Below are 22,296 nucleotides of genomic sequence, written 5' to 3' on the forward strand. Positions count from 1 at the left end.
GTGATGGATCATGCAGTTGTCTAATGCAAAAATCTATCGTTAAGTTCTTGATTCTAAATGGGAATTGAGCGATGCAAATTTCAAGTTTGGGTCCGGCCATCCGACGCTATCGCAAGGTCGCGGGGCTTACTCAGGCTGAACTCGGCGAAAAAACCGGTTTTGACCCCAAAACCATCAGCCGCTTCGAAACCGGCACCTATACCCCCAGCGTGGAAGCATTGTTCCTGCTTGCCGATGTGCTGGGCGTGAAGCTGAAAGCGTTTTTCGCAGATTTGGGCGATGAAGACGAGCAGCGGGCGTACCTGTTCAGCGTCATACATAAAGCCACCCCGAAGGATCTGGGAAAGCTGATCGCAGCGGTTGACCAGGCCTTGTCCAAGCCTTAGTGCCAGTAATAAAAAAGGCAGGTTTGTCGAAAACGACATTCCTGCCTTTTGTTTATCCGGACGCCAGAATTAGTCTCGAAGAGCGTGCGTCAATAATGGCCATCCGATATCCTTGCACGAAATTAATTCAAAATGTAAGGGACTACGATGAAACACCTCCGCCCATTCTTAATGGCTGCACTGCTGTGCGCCCTGCATAACCCCGCACAAGCGGCCAAAGCTGCCCAGCCAGCACCCGTTGAAGCGGCACAGGTCGAGCAAACACCCGAACAGTTTCTCGCCAGCCTCAAGAAGCAGCACGGCACCATCACCCTGCCCTCCGGCATTGCGACGATGAAACTCAATGACGAGTTTTACTACCTCGATCCGAAAGACACCGAGCGCTTGCTGACTGAAGGTTGGGGCAACCCGCCCGGCCACGAGACCTTGGGCATGATCATTCCCAAAGCCGTGAACCCGCTGACCGCCAGCGGCTGGGGCGTGATCGTCAGCTACAAGGACGACGGGCATGTCTCCGACGAAGACGCGGCGAAAATCGACTACGCCGACCTGCTCAAGCAAATGCAGGAAGAAGATGAAGAAGACAACAAAGAGCGCCAGAAGCAGGGCTATGCCGCTCTGCATCTGCTGGGCTGGGCCGAGCAACCGCATTACGACGAAGCCAGCCACAAAATGTACTGGGCGCGGGAGCTGAAAGCCGACGACGCCGAGGGCAGCACACTGAACTACAGCATTCGGGTGCTCGGTCGCAAAGGCGTTCTGGAATTGAACGCGGTCGCCGCCATGGCGGACCTGCCGATGATCAAGCAGGAACTGCCGAAAGTCATCGCCTTCACCAACTTCACCGACGGCAACCTGTACACCGACTACAGCCCTGCCACCGACAAACTGGCGTCTTATGGCCTGGCGGCACTGGTGGGTGGCGGTTTGGCGGCCAAGGCCGGGTTGTTTGCCAAGATCGGCATCTTCCTGCTGGCGGCGAAGAAGTTCGTGATCATAGGGCTGGTGGTGGTTGCAGGCTTCGTGCGCAAGTTGTTCAGCCGCAATAAAACGTAAAGCGAATGTCTTTCCGAGCTGCCGGGTGATGCCGGCAGCGCGGAATACGCAAACGGCAGGCGAGACAAAACCGCCACAGGACAGCGCAACAGGCAAACAGAAATAAAAGAATTTTAGAAAGAGGCGTATCGAAGGGTATTGCGCGCGCCAGCCTCGACTCCGAGGACATGGGCGTTATGGAGGCAACCCCACCAGCCACACCCCGGCACACAATGTTCCCGCTGTGGCTGCTTCCTTCCGGATCTGACCAGGTTCACGGGTAATCGTTGCGGGGGGACCGATGGAGTCACCATAACGACATTCACCTGACGGCGAACGGCGCCATTGTACCTATCTGAGACGAAGTTACAACCGTTCGATCCAGATTAAAAATATGAATCAGGTCAAGGACATGCGAAGTCCCCGAAAACCCGCCGTGTAGCAGCTGGCGAAGCCTGCGTTCGGCTGCGCAGCAGTCGCTAATAAGGCACACACAGTTTGCCTGGAAAACCGCGGCGCTGGATTTTACGACTGCTTCGCAGCCGAACGCAGGCTTCGCCAGCTGCTACACAGGTTGCGTCGTGCCTATTGCACCAACACCTCATCCGCCCGACCGCCCTCCTGCTGGATCACCAGATGGATAAAGTGCAGCTTGGCGATCACCGCTGGTGGCAGGACGAACGGATAGAAATCCGGCTGGCCCATGCTGCGGGACAACTCGTTAAGCATGCCGGCCAGTTCGATCCATGCATTGACGAACGACAGGAACGCCACGCCGCCGGGATGCTGGGGGTCATAGAGGGTGCTGGAAGGGAATGGCTGGTAATCGAAGTCCATCTCCCGGGCGCTCATGCCAAAGCCCAGGGCGGTGTCCACGGCGTCCATCATGTGCAGGTAGTGCGCCCAGGTTTCGGCCCAGTCTTCCCAGGGGTGCATGGTCGCGTAGGCGCTGACGTAATGCTGCTGCCAGTCCAGCGGCGCGCCTTGTAGGTAGTGGCGCTCAAGTGCATCGGCATAGCTGGCGCGCTCGTCGCCGAACAACCCACGAAACGGCTCCAGCCATTGGCTGTTAGCGATCAATCGGTCCCAGTAGTAGTGCCCGACTTCATGGCGAAAGTGCCCGAGCAGCGTGCGATAGGGTTCGTGCATCTGCACTCGAACCTGTTCGCGGTGAGCGTCGTCGGCTTCTTTTATATCAAGGGTGATCAGGCCGTTTGCGTGGCCGGTGGTCGGCGGCTTGCCTTCGAGGTCGATGCCGATGAAATCGAAGGCCAGGCCGGTTTTTTCGTCCACGGTTTTCGGGATCACTTGCAAACCGAGGCTGACCAGTTGCGCGACCAATCGCCGCTTGGCCGTCTCGACCTTGCGCCAGCGCTCAGGATTTTCGGGGATCGATAGATCAGGAATGGTGTGGTTCAGGCTACAGGCGATGCACAGCGCATCGTGGTCGTTGGCCGGCAGCAGCCAGTTGCAGGCCGCCGGGGTATCGAGATTGGCGCAACGGCGAAACACACCCGCCTCGGGATCGGCGTCGAGCAACCAAGTGTCCGCTTGCGGGCCGGGCTGCAGGGAGGACAAACGACTTTGTTCCGGCTGATAGCCCAACGCCGCCGAGCAGGCCAGGCACTGGCTGTTGCGAAAGAACAGCGACTGCCCGCAGCGGCAATGCCAGACCTTGCTGTTGCGCGAGCTCTCGCCGATGAAGGGCGCGGCGATGCGGGAACTGAGCTGTTCGAAGAAACGGTACATGGCGAACTCTCCCTGAGGGGTGCCAAGACTAGATCATTTCAGCTAGCCGATCGTTCCCACGCTCTGCGTGGGAATGCTTCAAGTGACGCTCCGCGTCACAGGGACGCGGAGCGTCCATGGCGGCATTCCCACGCGGAGCGTGGGAACGATCACTCGACCGAAATACCGTGCTGCTTCAGAAACTCGACAAACGCCTCTTCATCCAGCACTTTCAAGCCCAGTTCATTGGCCTTGGCCAACTTGGAGCCCGCCCCCGGCCCCGCCACCACGCAATGGGTCTTGGCCGACACCGAACCCGCGACCTTCGCCCCAAGGCTCTCAAGCTTGTCCTTGGCCACATCGCGGCTCATCAGTTCGAGCGAACCGGTCAGCACCCAGGTCTGCCCGGCCAGCGGCAAACCTTCGACGACTTTCTTTTCGCTCAACCAGTGCATGCCGAAATCACGCAACTGCTTCTCGGCGGCTTGAGCAATGTGGCGATTTTCTTCAACGGCGAAAAAATCCCGAACCGAGTTCGCCTGCTTCTCCGGCAAGGCCTGACGCATATCCAGCCAATCCGCTTGGAACACCCCTTCCAACGAGCCAAACTTGTCCGCCAGCTTCTGCGCCCCGCCCGGCCCCACCGAAGGAATGTGCAGCTTGTCGAGGAAACCGCCCAGCGTGGTGCTCGCGGAAAACTCCGCGCCCAACTCGCCCTGATCCTGAATCTGCAAACCATGCTTGAGCAAATCCGCAATCACCTGCCGGTTATGCGCATCTTCAAAGAAACTGTGAATCTCGTAAGCCACTTCCAGACCGACATCCGGCAAGTACGTCAGCACTTGCGGCAACGCCTGCTGAACCCGCTCCAGCGAACCCAGGGAGCGCGCCAGTACCTTGGCCGTCTCTTCGCCGACATCGGGAATACCGAGGGCGTAGATGAAGCGCGCCAGGCTTGGCTGCTTGCTGTCTTCGATGGCGCCGAGCAGTTTTTTGCTCGACAGCTCCGCAAAGCCTTCCAGGTCGACAATGTCTTCGAACTTCAGGGCATACAGATCGGCCGGCGAACTCACCAGGCCTTCGTCGACCAGTTGCTCGACGCTCTTGTCGCCCAGGCCTTCGATGTCCATGGCGCGACGGGAGACAAAGTGGATGATCGCTTGCTTGAGTTGCGCACCGCAGGCCAGGCGCCCGACGCAGCGGTACACCGCGCCTTCGCTGACGGTCTCGCGGCCCTTGCTGCGCTTGACCAGTTGCGTGCGCTCGACATGGGAACCGCACACCGGGCACTTCTCGGGAATCTGTACCGGTCGGGCATTCTCCGGACGGCGCTCAAGCACGACTTGCACTACTTGCGGAATCACATCGCCAGCGCGACGGATGATCACCGTATCGCCAATCATCAAGCCCAAGCGCGCGACTTCGTCCATGTTGTGCAACGTTGCGTTGGCCACGGTCACGCCCGCGACCTTGACCGGTTTCAAGCGCGCGACCGGCGTCACCGCGCCCGTCCGACCAACCTGGAATTCCACGTCGAGCAGCTCGGTGAGCTCTTCCATCGCCGGGAATTTATGGGCAATCGCCCAGCGCGGTTCGCGCGCGCGGAAACCCAGCTCACGCTGCGAAGCAATGCTGTTGACCTTGAACACCACGCCATCGATTTCATAGCCCAGCGCGTTACGGCGCTCGCCGATGTCGCGGTAGTAGTCCAGGCATTCATCGATGCCGTGAGCCAGCTTCATTTCATGGCTGATCGGCATACCCCAGACCTGAAGCTGCTTCAGATTGCCAATGTGGGTGTCGGCAATATCAGCGGAAATCTGGCCGATGCCGTAGCAGCAGAACTCCAACGGGCGGTTGGCGGTGATCTTCGAATCCAACTGACGCAAGCTGCCGGCCGCGGCATTACGCGGGTTGGCGAAGGTCTTGCCGCCGACCTCCAGTTGCGTGGCGTTGAGCCGTTCGAAACCGGCCTTGGACATGAACACTTCGCCGCGCACTTCCAGGGTCGCCGGCCAACCGGTGCCGTGAAGCTTGAGCGGGATATTGCGCACGGTGCGCACGTTGACGCTGATGTCTTCGCCAGTGGTGCCGTCGCCGCGCGTGGCGCCGCGCACCAGCACGCCGTCCTGATACAACAGGCTGACCGCCAGGCCATCGAGCTTGGGTTCGCAGCTGTATTCCACCGCCGCGCCGCCACCGAACAAGTCGCCGGCCGGCAGGTCGAGGCCTTCGGTCACCCGGCGATCGAACTCGCGCATGTCGGTTTCTTCGAAGGCGTTGCCGAGGCTGAGCATCGGCACTTCGTGGCGCACCTGGGTGAATGCCGACAATGCTGCGCTGCCGACGCGCTGGGTCGGCGAGTCGCTGGTGATCAGTTCGGGATTGGCCGTTTCAAGGGCCTTGAGCTCGTGGAACAACCGGTCGTACTCGGCGTCCGGAATGCTCGGCTCGTCCATCACGTGATAGCGATAGTTGTGCTGATCCAGCTCAGCGCGCAGCTCTAGAATGCGGGTTTTGGCGGCGGTCATGGGTGTTCTCTCATAAAGCAAAAGAGCAGCCGAGGCTGCTCAATCTATACAAATCATTCTAGGAGCCAGGCTTGCCGGCGAAGGCGTATTGGAGATCGCCTTCGCCGGCAAGCCTGGCTCCTACAGATCAACGCTTCTGGGTCAGGGCGCGACGTTCGAATTCAACGATGCGCTGACGGTAGTGCTCAATGGTCTGGGCGGTCAGCACGCTGCGCTGGTCGTCTTTGAGTTCACCATTCAGCTCCTGGGACAGCTTGCGTGCCGCAGCCACCATCACGTCGAAGGCTTGCTTCGGATGACGCGGGCCTGGCAGGCCGAGGAAGAAGCTCACCGCCGGGGTGCTGAAATGGTCGATGTCGTCCAGATCAAAGATGCCAGGCTTGACCGCATTGGCCATGGAGAACAGTACTTCGCCGTTACCTGCCATGCTTTCGTGGCGGTGGAAAATATCCATCTCGCCGAAGCGCAGGCCGCTTTCCAGAATGTTCTGCAACAGAGCCGGGCCCTTGAAGCCGGCAGCGTCGCGGCAGATCACGCTGATCACCAGCACTTCTTCGGCTTGCGGTTGTTCCTTGTCGCTGACCGCAGGCGAGGACTTGCTGTCATCCGGGAAGTCGTCGTCACGGCTGCTGAAGCTCGGGCCGCCGTCCAGGTCCAGGCTGAGGTTCATGTCGCCCTGGGAAGGCTCGCCATGGCCACGCTTGCCGCGCTTGGAACCCGACTCACGGGTTTCCCGAGCCGGCATGCTCACCGACGGCAAATCGTGCTCGTCCAGTTGCGGCTCTTTATGGGTGTCCAGCACCCGAGGCGGGCCCAACAGCTCGGCGCTGGTGTCCTCGTCCGGCAGGTTGGACAGACTTCGGTCAAGACGGAATTTAAGTTTTCCCTTGCCGCCGCGCATGCGACGCCAGCCATCGAAAAGAATACCGGCAATGACAATAATGCCGATGACGATCAGCCACTCGCGCAGACCGATTTCCATGTAATCCCGTGCCTCTATAAAAAATGCTGAAAAATAAGGGGTTTACAACGTGCAAACCGCTTTAAAACGTGGCGCCAACTCTATGTTCTGACAGGCGTTTTGCCCACGTATACGAAAAATTGACATTAAACTAGCACGACCAAAGGCAACTTTACACCGTCTGTCACAATGGCTTGAGCGAATATGTCGATTGGCCAGCAAGTAAATACAAGTAAAAAGGTCTGACAACCCCGTGATACTTGTCCTACAAGCCTGCGACTCAGGCATCCACCAGCGCCATCGCCTCCTCGACATCCACTGCCACCAAGCGTGAGCAACCCGGTTCGTGCATCGTCACCCCCATCAGTTGATCAGCCATTTCCATGGCGATTTTGTTGTGGGTGATATAGATGAACTGCACCGTCTGCGACATCTCTTTGACCAGCCGTGCGTAGCGTCCAACGTTAGCGTCATCCAGTGGCGCGTCAACTTCATCGAGCATGCAGAACGGCGCCGGGTTCAACTTGAAGATCGCAAAAACCAGGGCCAATGCAGTCAGGGCTTTTTCGCCGCCGGAGAGCAAATGGATGGTGCTGTTCTTCTTTCCTGGCGGCCGCGCCATGATCGTTACCCCTGTATCGAGTAGATCTTCGCCCGTCAGTTCCAAATACGCGCTGCCTCCACCGAAAACTTTTGGGAAAAGGGCCTGTATTCCGGCATTGATCTGATCAAAGGTATCTTTGAAGCGGTTTCGGGTTTCCTTGTCGATCTTGCGGATCACGTTTTCCAACGTGTCCAGCGCTTCCACCAGATCGTCGTTCTGCGCATCCAGATAACGTTTACGCTCGGATTGTTGCGTGTATTCGTCGATGGCCGCCAGGTTGATCGCGCCCAGACGCGCAATGCGCGCGGCGATGCGCTCCAGCTCTTCCTCGGCCTCCTTCTCGTTGGCCTCGGCGACCAGGGTCGCGATCACGCCGTGCAGGTCGTAGCCGTCTTCCAGCAACTGATCTTCCAGGGTCTTGCGGCGCACGGTCAGGGCTTGCCATTCCATGCGCTGGTGTTCGAGTTGGCCGCGGATCAATTGCGATTGTTGCTCGGCCTGATTGCGGCGCTTCTCGGCATCACGCAATTCGCGGTCGGCATCTTCCATGGCCATTTGCGCGGTCTTGAGTTCTTCGTCGACGGTCATGCGCTTGTCGAGCAATTCCTCAAGCTTCAACCGCAACTCTTCCAGCGGCGCTTCGCCCTCCTCCAGGTTCAGACTGAGTTGCTCGCGCTTTTCGGTCAGGCGCTCGGACTGCATCTCCAAACGCTCAAGTGCCTGACGCGTCGAATCGTGCTGCGCCTTGAGCGAACCCAGGCGCACCGCCAGTTGATGCGCGTGATCCTTATGCTGCCGGGCTTCCTGACGCACCCGATCGAGGCGCTCGCGCAAGCTGTCGCGCTGGGCCAGCAGCAACTCGCGTTGCTCGGTGTCCAGCGCCATGCTGTCGAGGGCCTCCTGCAATTGCAGGCGCGCCTCGCCGATGTTTTCGTGTTCAAGTGCGCGCTGTTCGCCCAGCTCGGTGAGCTCTTCATCGAGGCGGGTGCGGCGCAGGGTCAGTTGTTCGGCCTTGGCTTTGCCGGCGGATAACTGCGCTTTTAATTCACCTTGCTGACGGGCTTCGTCTTGCAGCAGACGGCGCAGATGTTCGCGACCGTTTTCCTGCTGACGCTGCTGTGCCCGCAGGTTTTGTAATTCGGTTTCCAGGGTTTCGACCGTAGCTTCGCGCTCTTCGCGCTCGATGCCCAGGTTCTGGATTTCCTGGCCACGGGCGAGCACGCCGCTTTCCGCTTCACTGGCGCGACGCACGCGTAAAAAGTGCCGGCCAACCCAGTAGCCATCACGGCTGATCAGGCTTTCACCGGGCGCCAACTGACTGCGCAGGGCCAAGGCCTGTTCGAGGTTATCCACAGGCTTGACTTGCCCCAGCCACGGCGACAGATCAATCTGCGCCTCGACCTTGTCGAGCAAGCTGCCGGCCACGCGCACGCCATCGCTGGCGGGGCTGAGCAAGCGCAGATCGCCCTGGGCAAATCCGGCCAGATCGAAATCGCCAAAGTCATCCACCAGCACTGCTTGCAGGTCGGCGCCGAGCACGGTTTCCACCGCCAGCTCCCAACCGGCTTCAACCTTCAAGCCTTCGGCCAAGCGCGGACGGTCCGCCAGATTCTGTTCACGCAACCATTCGGCCGTGCCGGTGCCCGGATCGAGCGCGGCTTGTTGCAAGGCTTCCAGCGACGCGAGACGACCGTTGAGGCGCTGCAAATCGCCTTGGGCCTGTTGCTGATTTTGCAAAGCCAGCTGCAATTCCTGACGCAGTTGCTCAAGCCGTTCGACCTGAGCCTGTTCACTGGTCTGCAAATCCTCAAGCGTCGCTTCGGATTCAGCCAGTTGCTCGCTGAGCTCCATGATCGCCGCGTCTTCCGGGTCCGCCGAGAGCAACGCGCGCTCCTCGCCCAAACGCTTCTGCCGATCAGCCAGGCGTTCCATGCTGGTTTCCAGCTGCTGGATCCGCGACTGCTGCACTTCGGACTGGCGACGGGGCTCGGCGGCGGTGAGGTTGAACGTGTCCCACTGCTCCTGCCAGGCATGCATGGTGGTTTCGGATTCTTCCAGCGCGGCGGCGGCCTCTTCGGCGGCGGCGCTGGTGACTTCCTGCTCCGGCGTGAGCATGTCCAGCTCTTCGCCGAGGGTCAGCAGCAAGGTGCGGTCATGACCCAAGTGCGATTCGGTTTCCAGACGCGCGCGCTCGGCTTCCTTCAAATCGTCCTGCAACTGGCGCAAACGCTGCTGGCCGTGCTGGATGCTCTGCTCGACCCGGGCGATGTCGCCGCCGACCGAATAGAAGCGCCCCTGCACCAGATTGAAGCGTTCGGACAGGTCGTGGTGACCATCGCGCAGGCGTTCAATCGCAGCATCGGCGTTGCGTTGTTCGGCGACCAAGGCTTCGAAAGTGATTTCCTGGGTGCCGATGATCGCTTCGCGCTGGCCGACCTGTTCGTTCAACGCCTGCCAGCGCAACGCCGACAGTTGCGCCTTGAGCTGCCGCTCCTCGCCTTTATATTCCTGATACTTCTTGGCCGACTCGGCCTGACGATGCAGGCGCTCAAGTTGACGCTCAAGCTCTTCGCGCAGGTCGGTCAGGCGCGCAAGGTTTTCGTGGGTGCGGCGGATGCGGTTTTCAGTCTCGCGCCGACGCTCCTTGTACTTGGAGATCCCCGCCGCTTCTTCAATAAAGTTACGCAAGTCTTCGGGCTTGGCTTCGATCAGCTTGGAGATCATGCCCTGCTCGATGATCGAGTAGCTGCGTGGACCCAAACCGGTGCCAAGGAAGATATCGGTGATGTCGCGACGACGGCATTTGGTGCCGTTGAGGAAGTAACTGTTCTGACTGTCGCGGGTCACTTTGCGGCGAATCGAGATTTCCGCGTAAGCGGCGTATTCGCCGACCAGGGTGCCGTCGGAATTGTCGAATACCAATTCGATGCTGGCCTGGCTCACCGGTTTACGACTGGTGGAACCGTTGAAGATGACGTCGGTCATCGACTCGCCGCGCAGGTTCTTGGCCGAGCTCTCGCCCATCACCCAACGCACGGCATCGATGATGTTCGACTTGCCGCAACCATTGGGCCCGACCACCGCCGCCATGTTACTGGGGAAGTTCACCGTGGTCGGGTCGACGAAGGATTTGAACCCCGCCAGTTTGATGCACTTGAGCCGCACGCTTAAGCGACCGTCAGGGCGGAAACCACCAGATCGCAGCTGCGCTGGGCATACGCCGTCAGCACCTCGCGAATCTGCGGAAAGTCACGGGCGATCACCGCCGCGAGCAGGCGTTCGAACAGCTCCAGGAATTCGCTCATCTCGGCCTTGCGCTGTTCCAGGGCGAGGAAATACGCGCGGCTCATGGCCGGCTGCAGATTCTCGACGGTTTCCTGCAAGTACGGGTTGTTGGCGAACGGGTACGCGGCACGCATCACGCTGAAGCTGTCGTCGACGAACGTGCGAATGTCCTGGCGCTCGTAACTGGCGGCCAGGCGCTGCTGGATCTGCACGAACGGCGCCAGGTCGGCCTGGACCTGCCAACCGTTGGCCACGGCGTTGCCGAGCAAGATGTAGAGCTCGCTCATCAGCGTGCACAGGCTCTGGACCTTGTGCGCGGTGAGTTCGGTGACATGGGCGCCCCGTCGCGGCAGGATCGCGATCAGGTGGCGACGCTCGAGGATCAGCAAGGCCTCACGGACTGAACCGCGGCTGACATTGAGGGCCAGCGTGACCTTCTGTTCCTGGATGCGCTCTCCCGGCTTCATTTCGCCACGAATGATGCGTTCGGCGAGGTGGTGAGCAATTTGCTCGGCGAGGCTGTCCGGCGCCTTGAACGTCATGGTTGTCCTTCAAACTCTTCGATCTGCACAAGCGGCGCAGTGTAGCGCACTTGGTATGTCATGGCGGAGTGCCCACCCGGCGGTTTTTGGCACGAATTAAGCAAAAAAGCAGGCTAACCCGTGAGGGTCAATACTGATGGAACGCGCTGTTGATCGCCAAAACGGGTTTTCCTGACCTTTAAGTCAGAAAATCATTGACCGAAAAGTCAGACCTGATAAATTCGGCTCAATCGGTTAACAACAATAATGAGTCTGCGAGGCCTTCCGTGATCCAGTTTTTACTAAACCAGGAACTCCGTAGCGAGCACGCCCTGGACCCGAACCTGACCGTGCTCAATTACTTGCGCGACCATGTGGGCAAACCCGGCACCAAAGAAGGCTGCGCCAGCGGCGACTGCGGCGCCTGTACTGTGGTGGTCGGCGAGTTGCAAACGGATGACGATGGCCGCGAACACATTCGCTATCGCAGCCTCAACTCGTGCCTGACGTTCGTTTCGTCGCTGCACGGCAAACAACTGATCAGCGTCGAAGACCTCAAGCACCAGGGCGAACTGCACAGCGTGCAAAAAGCCATGGTCGAGTGCCACGGCTCGCAATGCGGCTTCTGCACGCCCGGCTTCGTGATGTCGCTGTTCGCCCTGCAAAAGAACAGCGACGAACCCGACTCCCATAAAGCCCACGAAGCGCTGGCCGGCAACCTCTGTCGTTGCACCGGCTATCGGCCGATCCTGCAAGCCGCCGAACAATCCTGCTGCGGCAAGCAACCGGACCAGTTCGATGCGCGCGAAACCGACACCATCGCCCGCCTGAAGGCCATCGCCCCCACCGACATCGGCGAACTCAACAGTGGCGACAAGCGCTGCCTGGTGCCGCTGACCGTGGCCGACCTGGCCGACCTCTACGACGCTTATCCACAAGCCCGCCTGCTGGCCGGCGGCACGGACCTGGCGCTGGAAGTCACGCAGTTCCACCGCACCCTGCCGGTGATGATCTACGTCGGCAACGTCGCCGAGATGAAGCGCATCGAACGCTTCGACGATCGCCTGGAAATCGGCGCCGCCACCGCCCTCTCCGACTGCTACGACGCGCTGAAAAGCGAATACCCGGACTTCGGCGAATTGCTGCAACGCTTCGCTTCCCTGCAGATTCGTAACCAAGGAACTCTGGGCGGCAACATCGGCAACGCCTCACCGATTGGTGACTCGCCGCCGCTGCTAATTGCCCTGGGCGCGCAGATCGTTTTGTGCAAAGGCGAAACCCGCCGCACCCTGGCCATCGAGGATTACTTCATCGATTACCGGGTCACCGCGCGCCAGGAAAGCGAGTTCATCGAAAAGATCATCGTGCCCCGCGCCAGCGCCGAACAACTGTTCCGTGCCTACAAGGTTTCCAAGCGTCTGGACGATGACATTTCCGCCGTGTGCGCCGCGTTCAACCTGCGCATCGACAACGGTGTTGTCGCTGATGCCCGCGTCGCCTTCGGCGGCATGGCCGCCACGCCAAAACGCGCGAAAAGTTGCGAAGCCGTGTTGCTCGGCGCGCAATGGAACAACGCCACCGTCGAACGCGCCTGCGCCGCCCTGGCCGAAGATTTCACGCCGCTCTCGGACTTCCGCGCCAGTAAGGAATACCGCCTGCTCAGCGCGCAAAACCTGCTGCGCAAATACTTCATCGAACTGCAAACGCCGCACATCGAGACTCGGGTGACCGCTTATGTCTAATCATCACGCTGTAGAGAAGACCCAAGCCGAACTGGCTGAACTGTTCGCCAAGGACTTGACCACCGGTGTCGGCCGCAGCGTCAAGCACGACAGCGCCGCCAAGCACGTGTCCGGTGAAGCGCAATACATCGACGATCGCCTGGAATTTCCGAACCAGTTGCACGTTTATGCACGGCTGTCGGACCGCGCCCACGCGAAAATCATCAGCATCGACACCCAGCCCTGCTACGCCTTTGACGGCGTGCGCATCGCCATCACTCACAAAGACGTACCGGGCCTGAAAGACATCGGCCCGCTGCTGCCGGGCGATCCGCTGCTGGCCATCGACGATGTGCAATTCGTCGGTCAAGTGGTGCTCGCGGTGGCGGCGAAAGACCTGGAAACCGCGCGCAAAGCCGCGATGGCCGCGATCATCGAATACGAGGATCTCGAGCCTGTATTGGACGTGGTGGAAGCCTTGCGCAAACGCCACTTCGTACTCGACAGCCACACCCATCAGCGCGGCGATTCGGCCGGCGCGTTGGCCACCGCTGAACACCGCATTCAGGGCACGCTGCACATCGGCGGCCAGGAACACTTTTATCTGGAAACCCAGATCTCTTCGGTGATGCCGACTGAAGACGGCGGGATGATCGTCTACTGCTCCACACAAAACCCGACCGAAGTGCAGAAACTGGTCGCCGAAGTGCTGGACGTGTCGATGAATAAAATCGTCGTCGACATGCGCCGCATGGGCGGTGGTTTCGGTGGCAAGGAAACCCAGGCCGCGAGCCCCGCGTGCCTCTGCGCGGTGATCGCGCACCTCACCGGCCAACCGACCAAGATGCGCTTGCCACGGGTCGAAGACATGCTGATGACCGGCAAGCGTCACCCGTTCTACGTCGAGTACGACGTCGGCTTCGACAGCACCGGTCGCCTGCACGGCATCGCCCTGGAACTGGCCGGCAACTGCGGTTGCTCGCCGGACTTGTCGGCGTCGATTGTCGACCGTGCGATGTTCCACGCCGACAACTCTTATTACCTCGGCGATGCGACCATCAACGGTCATCGCTGCAAGACCAACACTGCGTCGAACACCGCTTACCGTGGCTTCGGCGGCCCGCAAGGGATGGTCGCCATCGAAGAAGTGATGGACGCGATTGCCCGGCATCTGGCCGTCGATCCGCTGGCGGTGCGCAAGGCCAACTACTACGGCAAGACCGAGCGCAACGTCACCCATTACTACCAGACCGTCGAGCACAACATGCTCGAAGAAATGACCGCCGAACTGGAAGAAAGCAGCCAGTATGCCGAGCGTCGCGAAGCGATCCGCCGCTACAACGCCAACAGCCCGATCCTGAAAAAAGGCCTGGCGCTGACCCCGGTCAAATTCGGCATTTCCTTCACCGCCAGTTTCCTCAACCAGGCCGGTGCGCTGATCCACATCTACACCGACGGCAGCATCCACTTGAACCACGGCGGCACCGAAATGGGCCAGGGCCTGAACACCAAAGTCGCGCAGGTCGTGGCCGAAGTGTTCCAGGTGGAAATGGACCGCGTGCAGATCACCGCGACCAACACCGACAAGGTGCCGAACACCTCGCCGACCGCGGCATCCAGCGGCGCCGACCTGAACGGTAAAGCCGCGCAGAACGCCGCAGAAATCATCAAAAAACGTTTGGTGGAATTTGCTGCCCGCCAGTACAAGGTCAGCGAAGAAGACGTGGAATTCCACAACGGTCATGTGCGGGTTCGCGACCATATCCTGACCTTCGAAGCGCTGATCCAGCAGGCGTATTTCGCCCAGGTTTCGCTGTCGAGCACCGGGTTCTACAAGACCCCGAAAATCTTCTACGACCGCAGTCAGGCCCGTGGTCGGCCGTTCTACTACTACGCCTTCGGCGCGGCGTGCTGCGAGGTGATCGTCGACACCCTGACCGGCGAGTACAAGATGCTGCGTACCGACATCCTTCACGACGTCGGCGCCTCGCTGAACCCGGCGATCGACATCGGCCAGGTCGAGGGCGGTTTCATCCAGGGCATGGGGTGGCTGACCATGGAAGAACTGGTGTGGAACAACAAAGGCAAACTGATGACCAACGGCCCGGCGAGCTACAAGATCCCGGCCGTGGCCGACATGCCGCTGGACCTGCGGGTGAAGCTGGTGGAAAACCGCAAGAACCCGGAAGACACGGTGTTCCATTCCAAGGCTGTCGGCGAGCCGCCGTTCATGCTCGGCATCGCCTCGTGGTGTGCGATCAAGGATGCCGTGGCCAGTCTCGGTGACTACAAGCATCAACCGAAGATCGACGCGCCGGCGACCCCGGAGCGGGTGTTGTGGGGCTGTGAGCAGATGCGGCAGTTGAAGGCGGTGAAAACCGAGGAAGCCGAATCCGAGGTGGTGGTTTGATCGTTCCCACGCTCTGCGTGGGAATGCAGCCCGCGACGCTCTGCGTCGCATCGTAAACAGCGGACGCGGAGCGTCCAGAGATGCATTCCTTCGCTCCGCGTGGGAACGATCTTGAGAGGTGAAACATGTACAACTGGATCGACGCCCTCGCCGACCTGCAATCCCGGGGTGAACCCTGCGTGTTGGTGACCATCATCGAAGAGCTCGGCTCGACGCCGCGCAATGCCGGTTCGAAGATGGTCATCAGCGCCACCCAGACCTTTGACACCATCGGTGGCGGGCATCTGGAATACAAGGCCATGCAGATCGGCCGCGAGATGCTCGCTAGCGGCAAGCAGGACACCCATCTGGAGCGCTTCAGCCTCGGCGCCAGCCTGGGGCAGTGCTGCGGCGGCGCGACGGTGTTGCTGTTCGAACCGATGGGCCAGGTCCAGGCGCAGATCGCCGTGTTCGGCGCCGGCCATGTCGGCCGCGCCCTCGTGCCGCTGCTCGCCAGCCTGCCCTGCCGGGTGCGCTGGATCGATTCCCGGGAAGCGGAGTTCCCGGAACAGATCCCCCACGGCGTGCGTAAAATCGTCACCGAAGAACCGGTGGATGAAGTCGACGACCTGCCCGTCGGCAGCTACTGCATCGTCATGACCCACAACCACCAGCTCGACCTCGAACTCACCGCCGCGATCCTCAAGCGCAACGACTTCGCCTACTTCGGCCTGATCGGCTCGAAGACCAAACGGGTGAAGTTCGAACATCGCCTGCGTGACCGCGGTTTTGACAGCAGCGTGCTGCAACGCATGCGCTGCCCGATGGGCATCGGCGAAGTCAAAGGCAAGTTGCCTGTGGAAATCGCCATCTCCATCGCCGGCGAAATCATCGCCACCTATAACGCGAATTTCGGCCAGCAGACTGCCAGCGCCGGATCATCGATTGCCAAACTGCTGCCCGCTTCACGCCGCAGCCAAGCCTCCAACTGAGAACTGACATGCCTCTGACTCGCAAAGCCTACCGTGCCGCCATCCTGCACAGCATCGCCGACCCCGCCGAAGTCGGAATCGAAGCCTCCTATGAGTATTTCGAAGACGGTTTGCTGGTGGTCGAAAACGGCAAGATCAGCGCCATCGGTCACGCCACTGAATTGCTGGCGACCCTGCCGGCCGACATCGAGATCACCCATTACCAGGATGCGCTGATCACCCCGGGCCTGATCGATACGCACATTCACTTGCCGCAAACCGGGATGGTCGGTGCTTATGGCGAGCAACTGCTGGACTGGCTCAACACCTACACCTTCCCGTGCGAAAGCCAGTTCGCCGACAAGGCCCACGCCGATGAAGTGGCGGACATTTTCATCAAGGAACTGCTGCGCAACGGCACCACCACCGCGTTGGTCTTCGGCAGCGTGCACCCGCAATCGGTGAACTCGTTCTTCGAGGCCGCGCAGCAACTGGATCTACGGATGATCGCCGGCAAGGTGATGATGGACCGCAACGCACCGGACTACCTGACCGACACCGCCGAATCCAGCTACGTCGAAAGCAAGGCGTTGATCGAGCGCTGGCACGGCAAGGGCCGCTTGCACTACGCGGTCACCCCGCGTTTTGCCCCGACCAGCACCCCGGAACAACTGACCCTCGCCGGCCAGTTGCTCGGTGAATACCCAGACCTGTACATGCAGACCCACATCAGCGAAAACCTCAAGGAAGTCGAGTGGGTCAAGGAGCTGTTCCCGGAGCGCAAGGGCTACCTCGACGTCTACGATCACTACCAGTTGCTCGGCGAGCGCTCGGTGTTTGCCCACGGCGTGCACCTGTGCGACGACGAGTGCGCGCGGTTGGCAGAAACCGGTTCGGCGATTGCCTTCTGCCCGACCTCGAACTTCTTCCTCGGCAGCGGTTTGTTCAATCTGCCGATGGCCGAGAAGCACAAAGTGAATGTCGGCTTGGGTACTGACGTTGGCGGCGGCACCAGTTTCTCGCTGCTGCAAACCCTGAACGAAGCGTACAAAGTCATGCAGTTGCAGGGCGCGCGGCTGAGCCCGTTCAAATCGCTGTACCTGGCGACCCTCGGTGGTGCGCGGGCACTGCGCCTGGAAGACAAGATCGGGACGTTGCATGCGGGCACTGACGCGGACTTCCTGGTGCTGGATTACAACGCCACGCCGCTGCTCAGCTATCGCCTGAAGCAGGCCAATAACATTGCCGAGACGTTGTTTGTGTTGATGACGTTGGGGGATGACCGGACGGTGTTGCAGACGTATGCGGCGGGGAAACGGGTGCATCAGCGTTAAGGTATTTACCGGGCCTGATCGACTGATCGTTCCCACGCGGAGCATGGGAACGATCAGATCAGCGTTAAGGCTTCCCGGGCAAAAAAAATCCCCCGCAATCGATGGTTGCGGGGGATTTTTTGATCGTTGATCGTTCCCACGCTCCGCGTGGGAATGCAGCCCGGGACGCTCCGCGTCCCATCCAAAGCCGAACGCGGAGCGTCCGTTGAGGCATTCCCACGCGGAGCGTGGGAACGATCAGCGTCGGGCCGTCAGATTTTCGCGGAAGACCTACCCGGTTTCTTGGTCTGCAACAAATGCGAGAACACCGCGTGCAAATCATCCGACGCGCTTTCTTCGTCGAGGTTGAGTTTGCTGTCGATGTGATCCATGTGATGCATCATCAAATCCACCGCCAACTCACCGTTGCGCGCTTCAATCGCATCGATCAACTGCGTGTGTTCATCGTAGGAACAGTGCGAGCGGTTGCCGCTTTCGTACTGGGCGATGATCAACGAGGTCTGGGACACAAGGCTGCGCTGGAAGCTGATCAGCGGCGCATTCTTCGCCGCTTCGGCCAGTTTCAGGTGGAATTCGCCCGACAGACGGATACCGGCGCCGCGATCGCCACGGGAGAAGCTGTCGCGCTCGTCGTTGACCATCTGCCGCAATTCGGCAATTTGCTCGGCGGTGGCGTGCTGTACCGCGAGTTCAGTGATTGCGCGCTCGACCAAGCGACGGGCGAGGAACACCTGACGGGCCTCTTCGACGCTCGGGCTGGCGACGACCGCGCCACGGTTCGGCCGCAGCAACACCACGCCTTCATGGGCCAGGCGCGACAGCGCGCGGCGAATGATGGTGCGGCTGACCCCGAAAATTTCCCCCAGCGCTTCTTCGCTCAACTTGGTGCCGGGCGCCAGGCGCTGTTCGAGGATGGCCTCGAAGATATGCGCGTAGACAATATCGTCCTGGGTACCGCTGCGGCCGGCTTTGCCTGCTCGCGGTTGTTTCTTTAGGGGCTGCAACTGTTCGTTCATGGGCACTCGAGTCGGGAGAACTGCGGCGAATAGACCGTGACTGTAATACGGCACAGAGGGTCGCTGGCAAGTATCGCGTAAAAAACACCGCGATTGTACACAATGGATGGTGGCAACACGACTGTATGGCTGTTTGCGGCCATGGCTGTATTGCAACGATGCGTTACGTTTGAGTTTAGGCTTGAACCCGGAATCCGCCGCCTCAACACGATTCATGTGTAGGAGCGAGGCTTGCCCGCGAAGGCGTCGTGTCATTCAACATTGATATCGACTGACATGACGCCTTCGCGGCCAAGCCTCGCTCCTACAGGGATCGCGTTGCGCCGGACATCTTCACCAGAACAAGGAACACCGCGGTCATGAACGACGCAACGCACACGCAACTGCGCCCCCTCGCCGACACGTCACCCTCGGCCATCGTCGCCGGTTTCATCGCGATGATGACCGGCTACACCAGTTCCCTGGTCCTGATGTTCCAGGCCGGGCAAGCGGCGGGCCTGAGCAGCGGGCAGATTTCCTCGTGGATCTGGGCGATTTCCATCGGCATGGCGGTGTGTTCGATTGGCCTGTCCCTGCGTTACCGCACGCCGATCACCATCGCCTGGTCGACCCCCGGCGCGGCGTTGCTGATCACCAGCCTGGGCGGTGTCACCTACGGCGAAGCCATCGGCGCCTACATTACCTGTGCGGTGTTGGTGACGATTTGTGGTTTGACCGGCAGCTTTGAACGGCTGGTGAAAAAGATTCCGGCGTCACTGGCGGCGGCGCTGCTGGCGGGGATTCTGTTCAAGATCGGCAGCGAGATTTTCGTCGCCGCCCAGCATCGTACCGCGCTGGTGCTGGGGATGTTCTTCACTTACCTGGTGGTCAAGCGTCTGTCGCCGCGTTACGCGGTGCTCGCCGCGCTGTTGATCGGCACCGCGCTGTCGGGGTTCATGGGATTGTTGGATTTCAGCGGTTTCCATCTGGAACTGGCGACGCCGGTCTGGACTACGCCGCACTTTTCCCTGGCGGCGACCATCAGCATCGGCATTCCGCTGTTCGTGGTGGCGATGACCTCGCAGAACATGCCGGGTATCGCGGTGTTGCGTGCCGACGGCTACAACGTGCCAGCCTCGCCGCTGATCACCACCACCGGCATCGCCTCGCTGCTACTGGCGCCGTTTGGCTCCCACGGCATCAACCTGGCGGCGATCAGCGCGGCGATCTGCACCGGGCCGCATGCCCATGAAGATCGCAACAAGCGCTACACCGCCGCGGTCTGGTGCGGGATTTTCTACGGGATTGCCGGGGTGTTCGGCGCGACGCTGGCGGCGTTGTTTGCCGCGTTGCCTAAGGAGTTGGTGCTATCGATTGCGGCGTTGGCGCTGTTCGGCTCGATCATCAATGGCCTGAGCATTGCCATGAGCGAAGTGAAGGAGCGGGAAGCAGCGTTGATCACCTTTATGGTCACGGCGTCGGGGTTGACGCTGTTTTCCATCGGATCGGCGTTCTGGGGGATAGTCGCGGGGGTTTTGACGTTGGTGATTTTGAATTGGCGCAAGGCCCTGTAGGAGCATGGCTTGCCCGCGATGGCGATCTCAGGTGCGCCATCGCGGGCAAGCCTTGCTCCTACAAAAATCGGGCATAAAAAAACGGCGACCCATGGGTCGCCGTTTCTTATGACATCAAGCTACCGGATTGATCGGCTTTTCCGGGTACCAGACGTCCAGCAGCGGGCTGACGGTGACTTCGGTCAGTTCGCTGCGGCCTTTGAGCCAGGCTTCAACTGCAACGCGCTGCTCTTCGGACACCGAGCCACGCTTCTGCAGGCAAACCAGACCGAAGTCGTCGCCGCCAACATAGCCCAGACCGTTGGCTTCCATCGCTTCTTTCAGGAACGCGTTGAGGAAAGCATCAATGGCTTCATCAGCCAAATCTTCTTTGAAATCCAGGTTCAGTTCGAAACCCAGCTCTTGAAATTCATCGACGCACAGTTTTTTGCGCAGACGCTGGGAACGGTTAGTCGCCATTGGAACAATCCTCATAAGTAATAACGGGCGGCACTTTAGCAGTTTAAGGCGCCAATTGCCCGTTCCACGGTAGTGGCCAACCTACCGTCGGTAAAAAAATAGCGGATTAGAAGGCCGGGGCACGGCACAAGCCACGTCACCTTGGGGCATAATGCCGACACTTTCATGACCACTGAGGGATTTTATCTTCATGCCCTCGCCTTTTTTCCCCCTCGCCCGTAGGGTTTTACTTCATATGATCAAATCTTTGCGCCCACTGCTCCTTGCCAGCCTTCTCCTGCCCCTGGCCCTCCCGGTTTCTGCCGCTCCGATCAATACCGCGCTGTCGCCCAACGTTGAAAAGGCCCTCAAGGCCAGCAAGTTGCAGGACAACGCCCTGTCCCTGGTGATGCTCCCGCTCAACGGCCCCGGCACCCCGACCATTTTCAACGCCGACGTTTCGGTCAACCCGGCCTCGACCATGAAACTGGTCACCACGTACGCGGCCCTGGAAATGCTCGGCCCGAACCACCAGTGGAAAACCGAGTTCTACACCGACGGCACCCTGAACGGCGGCATCCTCAACGGCAACCTCTACCTCAAGGGTGGCGGTGATCCGAAGCTGAACATGGAAAAACTCTGGCTGCTGATGCGCGATCTGCGGGCCAACGGCGTGACCCAAATCACCGGTAACCTGGTGCTGGACCGCGGCTTCTTCATGCAACCGCAACTGCCCGAGTTCAACGACGACGGCAATGACGAGAACAAACCGTTCCTGGTCAAGCCTGACTCGCTGATGGTCAACCTCAAGGCCCTGCGTTTTGTCGCGCGCAACGACAACGGCAAGGTGCTGGTGTCGGTGGAGCCGCCGATTGCGACGATCAACATCGACAATCAGGTCAAGGCGATCAACTCCAAGCAGTGCACCGGTGGCGTGCGCTACAACCCGGTGACCCAACCCGACGGCAGCGTGACCGTGACCGTTGGCGGCCAGTTGGGCGAAGGCTGCAGCTCGCAGACTTACCTGTCACTGCTCGACCACGCGACCTACACCGCCGGCGCCGTACGGGCGATCTGGAAAGAACTGGGCGGCAGTATCCAGGGCAAGGATGTGCTGGGATCGACGCCGAAAGATGCCAAGGTGCTGGCGCGGGCCTTCTCGCCAGACCTGGCGGAAATCATTCGCGACATCAACAAATACAGCAACAACACCATGGCTCAGCAGCTGTTCCTGAGCCTGGGTCAAAAGTTTCGCAATGAGGCTGACGGCGATGATGCCAAGGCTGCCCAGCGTATCGTGCGCCAGTGGCTGGCCCAGAAAGGCATCACCGCGCCGCATCTGGTAATGGAAAATGGCTCCGGCCTGTCCCGCGCCGAACGGGTGAGCGCCCGCGAGATGGCCGGCATGCTGCAAGCCGCGTGGCGCAGTCCGTACGCTGCCGAGTTCATCAGTTCGCTGCCGATAGCCGGTACCGACGGCACCATGCGCAAACGCCTGAAGACCACCGCGATGCGCGGCGAAGCCCACATCAAGACCGGCACGTTGAATACCGTGCGGGCGATCTCCGGCTTCAGCCGCGACATCAATGGCAACACCTGGGCGGTGGTGGCAATCCTCAACGACAAGGCCCCGTTTGGTGCGTCTTCGGTGCTGGATCAGGTACTGCTGGATTTGTATCGCCAGCCTAAAGTCCCGGCGACCGCCTCAGTGTTGTAACCCCTCCACTTGATCGTTCCCACGCTTTGCGTGGGAATGCCTCATTGGACGCTCTGCGTCCGCTTTTGGATGGGACGCGGAGCGTCCCGGGCTGCAGGGAACGATC

15 protein-coding genes and 1 other RNA gene are annotated in these 22,296 nt (G+C 60.2%); 8 read left to right on the plus strand and 8 right to left on the minus strand.

What is annotated here, in order from left to right:
• Positions 1–71: 71 nt before the first annotated feature.
• Both HKK53_RS10625 and HKK53_RS10630 read left to right on the plus strand, forming a co-directional pair.
• The gene (locus tag HKK53_RS10625) at positions 72–386 is read left to right on the plus strand and encodes a helix-turn-helix domain-containing protein (RefSeq protein ID WP_007933342.1); all 315 of its coding nucleotides are present in this window, start codon (positions 72–74) and stop codon (positions 384–386) included.
• 147 nt (positions 387–533) lie between these two features.
• Positions 534–1,442: a DUF2167 domain-containing protein gene (locus tag HKK53_RS10630; RefSeq protein WP_169370787.1), complete on the plus strand. Its 909-nt coding sequence runs from the start codon at positions 534–536 to the stop codon at positions 1,440–1,442.
• 186 nt (positions 1,443–1,628) lie between these two features.
• Here HKK53_RS10630 and ffs read toward each other — a convergent pair.
• The 6 genes from ffs to HKK53_RS10660 form a co-directional block, all read right to left on the minus strand.
• An RNA gene (gene ffs, locus HKK53_RS10635) (signal recognition particle sRNA small type) lies at positions 1,629–1,725 on the minus strand.
• Positions 1,726–2,006: 281 nt separating this feature from the next.
• Positions 2,007–3,170 (minus strand): zinc-binding metallopeptidase family protein, encoded by a 1,164-nt coding sequence (locus HKK53_RS10640; RefSeq protein WP_169370788.1) that lies wholly within the window; start codon positions 3,168–3,170, stop codon positions 2,007–2,009.
• 149 nt (positions 3,171–3,319) lie between these two features.
• Positions 3,320–5,680: an NAD-dependent DNA ligase LigA gene (ligA, locus tag HKK53_RS10645; RefSeq protein WP_169370789.1), complete on the minus strand. Its 2,361-nt coding sequence runs from the start codon at positions 5,678–5,680 to the stop codon at positions 3,320–3,322.
• 127 nt (positions 5,681–5,807) lie between these two features.
• Positions 5,808–6,662 (minus strand): cell division protein ZipA, encoded by an 855-nt coding sequence (gene zipA / locus HKK53_RS10650; protein ID WP_169370790.1) that lies wholly within the window; start codon positions 6,660–6,662, stop codon positions 5,808–5,810.
• Positions 6,663–6,921: 259 nt separating this feature from the next.
• Positions 6,922–10,410, minus strand: coding sequence for a chromosome segregation protein SMC (gene smc / locus HKK53_RS10655; RefSeq protein ID WP_169370791.1), 3,489 nt, complete (start codon positions 10,408–10,410; stop codon positions 6,922–6,924).
• Between the two features lie 2 nt (positions 10,411–10,412).
• The gene (locus tag HKK53_RS10660) at positions 10,413–11,072 is read right to left on the minus strand and encodes a GntR family transcriptional regulator (RefSeq protein ID WP_169370792.1); all 660 of its coding nucleotides are present in this window, start codon (positions 11,070–11,072) and stop codon (positions 10,413–10,415) included.
• Positions 11,073–11,338: 266 nt separating this feature from the next.
• Between HKK53_RS10660 and xdhA the strand changes: the two genes are divergently transcribed.
• The 4 genes from xdhA (at position 11,339) to guaD (ending at position 17,466) form a co-directional block, all read left to right on the plus strand.
• The gene (xdhA, locus tag HKK53_RS10665) at positions 11,339–12,793 is read left to right on the plus strand and encodes a xanthine dehydrogenase small subunit (RefSeq protein WP_169370793.1); all 1,455 of its coding nucleotides are present in this window, start codon (positions 11,339–11,341) and stop codon (positions 12,791–12,793) included.
• Positions 12,786–15,182, plus strand: a complete 2,397-nt coding sequence (xdhB, locus tag HKK53_RS10670) for a xanthine dehydrogenase molybdopterin binding subunit (RefSeq protein WP_169370794.1) — start codon at positions 12,786–12,788, stop codon at positions 15,180–15,182. The genes xdhA and xdhB overlap by 8 nt, the downstream gene beginning before the upstream one ends.
• A 125-nt stretch (positions 15,183–15,307) precedes the next feature.
• Entirely contained in the window at positions 15,308–16,153 is an 846-nt protein-coding gene (xdhC, locus tag HKK53_RS10675; RefSeq protein ID WP_169370795.1) for a xanthine dehydrogenase accessory protein XdhC, read from the plus strand.
• Between the two features lie 8 nt (positions 16,154–16,161).
• Positions 16,162–17,466, plus strand: coding sequence for a guanine deaminase (gene guaD, locus HKK53_RS10680; protein ID WP_169370796.1), 1,305 nt, complete (start codon positions 16,162–16,164; stop codon positions 17,464–17,466).
• Positions 17,467–17,717: 251 nt separating this feature from the next.
• Here the strand turns inward: guaD and HKK53_RS10685 are convergent, their stop codons facing one another.
• Entirely contained in the window at positions 17,718–18,482 is a 765-nt protein-coding gene (locus HKK53_RS10685) for a GntR family transcriptional regulator (protein ID WP_123403281.1), read from the minus strand.
• 359 nt (positions 18,483–18,841) lie between these two features.
• On the opposite strand from HKK53_RS10685, the gene HKK53_RS10690 reads away from it, so the two are divergent.
• Positions 18,842–20,035 carry a benzoate/H(+) symporter BenE family transporter gene (locus tag HKK53_RS10690; RefSeq protein ID WP_169370797.1) on the plus strand — a complete coding sequence of 398 codons (1,194 nt, stop codon included), beginning with the start codon at positions 18,842–18,844 and terminating at the stop codon, positions 20,033–20,035.
• A gap of 114 nt (positions 20,036–20,149) precedes the next feature.
• Here HKK53_RS10690 and HKK53_RS10695 read toward each other — a convergent pair whose 3' ends face one another.
• A complete protein-coding gene (locus HKK53_RS10695; protein ID WP_133836711.1) occupies positions 20,150–20,494 on the minus strand; it encodes a YggL family protein in 345 nt (114 codons plus the stop codon).
• A 235-nt stretch (positions 20,495–20,729) separates the two neighbouring features.
• On the opposite strand from HKK53_RS10695, the gene dacB reads away from it, so the two are divergent.
• Complete coding sequence (dacB, locus tag HKK53_RS10700) at positions 20,730–22,190, plus strand: D-alanyl-D-alanine carboxypeptidase/D-alanyl-D-alanine endopeptidase (protein ID WP_169370798.1); 1,461 nt, start codon at positions 20,730–20,732, stop codon at positions 22,188–22,190.
• The last annotated feature ends 106 nt before the right edge of the window (positions 22,191–22,296 follow it).

This window comes from Pseudomonas sp. ADAK7 (assembly GCF_012935675.1).
GTDB lineage: Bacteria > Pseudomonadota > Gammaproteobacteria > Pseudomonadales > Pseudomonadaceae > Aquipseudomonas.

Bases quoted from the DNA above. Each gene is read 5' to 3' on its own strand.
- HKK53_RS10625 (WP_007933342.1), top strand. From the start codon at position 72: ATGCAAATTTCAAGTTTGGGTCCGGCCATCCGACGCTATCGCAAGGTC.
- HKK53_RS10630 (WP_169370787.1), top strand. From the start codon at position 534: ATGAAACACCTCCGCCCATTCTTAATGGCTGCACTGCTGTGCGCCCTG.
- HKK53_RS10640 (WP_169370788.1), bottom strand. From the start codon at position 3,170: ATGTACCGTTTCTTCGAACAGCTCAGTTCCCGCATCGCCGCGCCCTTC.
- ligA (WP_169370789.1), bottom strand. From the start codon at position 5,680: ATGACCGCCGCCAAAACCCGCATTCTAGAGCTGCGCGCTGAGCTGGAT.
- zipA (WP_169370790.1), bottom strand. From the start codon at position 6,662: ATGGAAATCGGTCTGCGCGAGTGGCTGATCGTCATCGGCATTATTGTC.
- HKK53_RS10660 (WP_169370792.1), bottom strand. From the start codon at position 11,072: ATGACGTTCAAGGCGCCGGACAGCCTCGCCGAGCAAATTGCTCACCAC.
- xdhB (WP_169370794.1), top strand. From the start codon at position 12,786: ATGTCTAATCATCACGCTGTAGAGAAGACCCAAGCCGAACTGGCTGAA.
- xdhC (WP_169370795.1), top strand. From the start codon at position 15,308: ATGTACAACTGGATCGACGCCCTCGCCGACCTGCAATCCCGGGGTGAA.
- guaD (WP_169370796.1), top strand. From the start codon at position 16,162: ATGCCTCTGACTCGCAAAGCCTACCGTGCCGCCATCCTGCACAGCATC.
- HKK53_RS10685 (WP_123403281.1), bottom strand. From the start codon at position 18,482: ATGAACGAACAGTTGCAGCCCCTAAAGAAACAACCGCGAGCAGGCAAA.
- HKK53_RS10690 (WP_169370797.1), top strand. From the start codon at position 18,842: ATGAACGACGCAACGCACACGCAACTGCGCCCCCTCGCCGACACGTCA.
- HKK53_RS10695 (WP_133836711.1), bottom strand. From the start codon at position 20,494: ATGGCGACTAACCGTTCCCAGCGTCTGCGCAAAAAACTGTGCGTCGAT.
- dacB (WP_169370798.1), top strand. From the start codon at position 20,730: ATGATCAAATCTTTGCGCCCACTGCTCCTTGCCAGCCTTCTCCTGCCC.